The following is a 3,459-nucleotide window of genomic DNA, read 5'->3' on the forward strand; positions in this document are numbered from 1 at the left end:
CGCAGTGGACCCCGAGCGGCGAAGTGCCCACCGGGCGGTTTCCACACACGCCGGGAGCCCGGATGTTCTGGGCGACTATCTCCGGACGCGTGTTCTCCGGTGCCGGTGCGGGTTCCAGATGGAAATACCCCGCCCGTGACAGTCAGCACCCTCCGGGGTCTGTATCCAACAAAGTATTAGGGGCACACCGTTTTCAACCACAGCACTGCCACCACCGGAGCCTCCGCGGCCCACAATCAACGACCCGCGCTGATGGACATGGATCTGTCCCCGCAGGGACTCGCGGATGCCCCGGCGAACGAAGTCGACCCGGACAGCCTCGTCTACACCGGCAACAGCTAAGGGGCTGCACCCTTGGGGCCCCTCCGGCCGTAACCCCGGGGCGGGCTCACTTCGACGCACTTTCACCGGCCGCAGCCAAAACCGCTGAGGCCCACGTAGGAGAAAACATGAAGATCCCTGACGCGCGCGGACCCATAAGCCGTGGCCTTTTCCGGCTTCTGGCCGACGGGACCGGAGATGATTCCGTAGCCCAGGGCACGCTGCGCGATCTCACCGAGCTCATCAACGGGCAGCTGGCACTCGCCGATGACATCATCGACGACGGCGATGTGCAATTGACCCTGTTCTGCCTCTACGAGCTGCACTACGGCGGCTTGGATGGGGTGGACGACCGCTGGGAATGGAACCCCGGGCTGATCGCACTCCGGCAGCTGCTGGAGGGACCGTTCGAGCTGGAGCTGCGGTCCGTGGCCCGCTCGTCCGCCGGATCACTCCAGCCTGCTCCTGCCGCCGGCCTGGACAGCGACGCGGTGGCGGACATTCTGTTCGGGCTCGCGGGCCAGGACGGTGGACCGGGCATGTCCCGCCATGTGGCGAAGCTGGCCACCCTCGGGCAGCTCCGTGAATTCCTGGTCCACAAATCGATCTATCAGCTCAAGGAAGCCGATCCGCACACCTGGGCGATCCCGAGGCTGACCGGGCGGGCCAAGGCTGCGCTGGTGGAGATACAGGCTGACGAGTACGGCGGAGGCCGCCCGGACCGCATGCACAGCGCACTTTTCGCCCGGACCATGCGAGGGCTGGGGCTGAACGATGTCTACGGCGGCTATGTGGATGCCGTCCCGGCCATCTCTCTCGCCGCCGTCAACATGATGTCCCTTTTCGGCCTGAACCGCAGACTGCGGGGAGCCATCGCAGGGCATCTGTCGATCTATGAGATGACCTCCTCCCGGCCGAATCAGCTGTACGGCAACGGTTTCCGGCGTCTCGGATTCGGGGCCGATGTGACCGCGTACTTCGACGAGCACGTCGAAGCGGACGCCGTCCACGAACAGATCGCGGGCCGGGATCTCGCCGGAGGGCTCGTGGAGGCAGAACCGGATCTCCTTCCGGACGTCCTGTTCGGCGCGACGGCGGTGCTCGCCATCGACGCCCGACTCACCGCGCACATCATGGGGGCGTGGGAGAGCGGCACGTCGTCGCTGAAGCCGCCTGTCCCCGCCGGGGTCTGACCCGGGCACGAACCCAGTCAGGGAGCATCTATGAACCAGAACCCGCAGGAATCGTCCAACGACGCCGCCATTGTTATTTGTCCCGATGGACCGATCCTGGTCCGCGGCGAGTTTGAGATCGTCACCCCGTCCGGGGGAGCAGTGCCGCGGTCGCGCAAAACAGTCGCCCTGTGCCGCTGCGGCGCGTCCGCGATCAAACCCTACTGCGACGGCACCCACAAATTGATCGGGTTCCGAACCGAATTCCCTGCCACCCCGCGGACGAGAGAAGCGACGTGAGGCACCCCGGGAATGGTTGGGGATCTGTGGCACTTATCGCCGGATTCGTGGCCTCCGGTGACCGGAGTACGAACGCTTTGGACACCCGGCGCCTCACTCAAGGCGCCTTCGTCGTGCTCCGCAGTGTGGGCTGGGTGAAGGACGGCTGCGGGGCAACGAACGGGCAAACAGCGGGCGACTTGAAAAAGAAAGCATATTTTTTAGGAAATATTTGACTCAATCTTAGAGTCGTGGCACGCGCGCGGAGAGTTTGTGCAAGCGCTTACATCGACCGGGGTATGAGCCGTTTTGGTGTTTGAAATGTGGTTTTGAATCCTCGCCGGCACTGTCTACGGTGATGAACGTCCAGGAGGTCAGCACCCTCCCGGGCCACCGACGGGGCCCTACCGAGGCCCCGTCCCCTCGACACGATGGCGTCCTCGATGACGCCTGCGGTGTCATCGGGGCTGCCGGAGTTTCGGGGAATGAGGGCATATGCCCGTCTTCCACGAATGGTCTCAACTCCGCGAGAAGAGCAAAAATGCACGAGCACCCCAATACACACCGGAAGCTGCGGTGGCGTTCTGTCGCCGCGGCACTGGCGGCGGCCGTGGCGGCCTCCGTCTTCCTTGCCGTTCCGTCAGCCCAGGCAAACACGCCCTCGGATCCGCCGAGCGGCGGGCAGATGCCGGCTCCGACACCCGGCTTCCCCCTGCCCACGAAGCACACCCAGCAGGCGTTCGATCCGGCCGCGGCCTTCACCTCCAAGTGGACGCGTGCCGATGCCAAGCAGATTATGGCCCAAAGCAGCACAAGCGTAACCCCGGGCCAGAACTCCATGAGCCCGAACGTCACCATGCCGGAAATCCCCCAGGACTTCCCGGCCATGAACGACGACGTCTGGGTTTGGGACACGTGGTCCCTGACCGACGAGAACGCAAACCAGATCAGCTACAAGGGCTGGGACGTGATCTTCTCACTCGTTGCCGACCGCCACGCCGGCTACGGCTTCGACCAGCGGCACTGGAACGCCCGGATCGGCTATTTCTTCCGCAAGACCAACGCCGATCCGGCCAAGGACAAGTGGAACTACGGCGGACACCTGTTCCTGGACAACACCTCCGTCGGCAACACCGAATGGTCCGGTTCAACCCGCCTCATGCAGGGGAACCACGTCAACGTCTTCTACACCGCAACGACGTTCTACGACGTTGCCGAGCGCAACGCCGGCGGCGGCGGAATCGCCCCGGATGCCGTGATCGCCAAGGCACTGGGCAACATCCACGCTGACAAGAACGGCGTGAGCTTCGACGGCTTCGAGCACACCAAACTCCTTGAGCCGGACGGCGTCATGTACCAGAACAAGGCCCAGAACCCAGGGTTCGCCTTCCGGGACCCCTACACGTTCGTAGACCCGGCGCACCCGGGCAAGACCTTCATGGTCTTCGAAGGCAACACCGGCGGCCAGCGGGGCGACTACAAGTGCACGGAGCAGGACCTGGGCTACCAGCCCGGGGACCCCCGCGCCGAATCCGCGAACACCGTCAACGCCACCACCGGTGCATGGTTCCAGACGGCCAACGTGGGCCTGGCCGTGGCGGACAACAAAGACCTGACCAAATGGCACTTCCTGCCGCCGATCCTGTCCGCCAACTGCGTCAACGACCAGACCGAGCGTCCGCAGATC

The 3,459-nt window shown here is 64.6% G+C and carries 3 protein-coding genes; all 3 read left to right on the forward strand.

Going from position 1 to position 3,459, the window contains the following annotated elements:
• The first annotated feature begins 449 nt into the window (after nt 1-449).
• Complete coding sequence (locus tag LQV45_RS21520; protein ID WP_230008748.1) at nt 450-1,514, forward strand: iron-containing redox enzyme family protein; 1,065 nt, start codon at nt 450-452, stop codon at nt 1,512-1,514.
• Between the two features lie 30 nt (nt 1,515-1,544).
• Nucleotides 1,545-1,793: a CDGSH iron-sulfur domain-containing protein gene (locus tag LQV45_RS21525; protein ID WP_230008749.1), complete on the forward strand. Its 249-nt coding sequence runs from the start codon at nt 1,545-1,547 to the stop codon at nt 1,791-1,793.
• A gap of 520 nt (nt 1,794-2,313) precedes the next feature.
• Nucleotides 2,314-3,459, forward strand: a 1,146-nt coding sequence (locus LQV45_RS21530; RefSeq protein WP_230008750.1) for a glycoside hydrolase family 68 protein, incomplete at its 3' end; no start/stop codon positions are given.

The sequence above is a fragment of the Microbacterium sp. Bi128 genome (assembly GCF_918698205.1).

Bases quoted from the DNA above. Each gene is read 5' to 3' on its own strand.
- LQV45_RS21520 (WP_230008748.1), top strand. From the start codon at position 450: ATGAAGATCCCTGACGCGCGCGGACCCATAAGCCGTGGCCTTTTCCGG.
- LQV45_RS21525 (WP_230008749.1), top strand. From the start codon at position 1,545: ATGAACCAGAACCCGCAGGAATCGTCCAACGACGCCGCCATTGTTATT.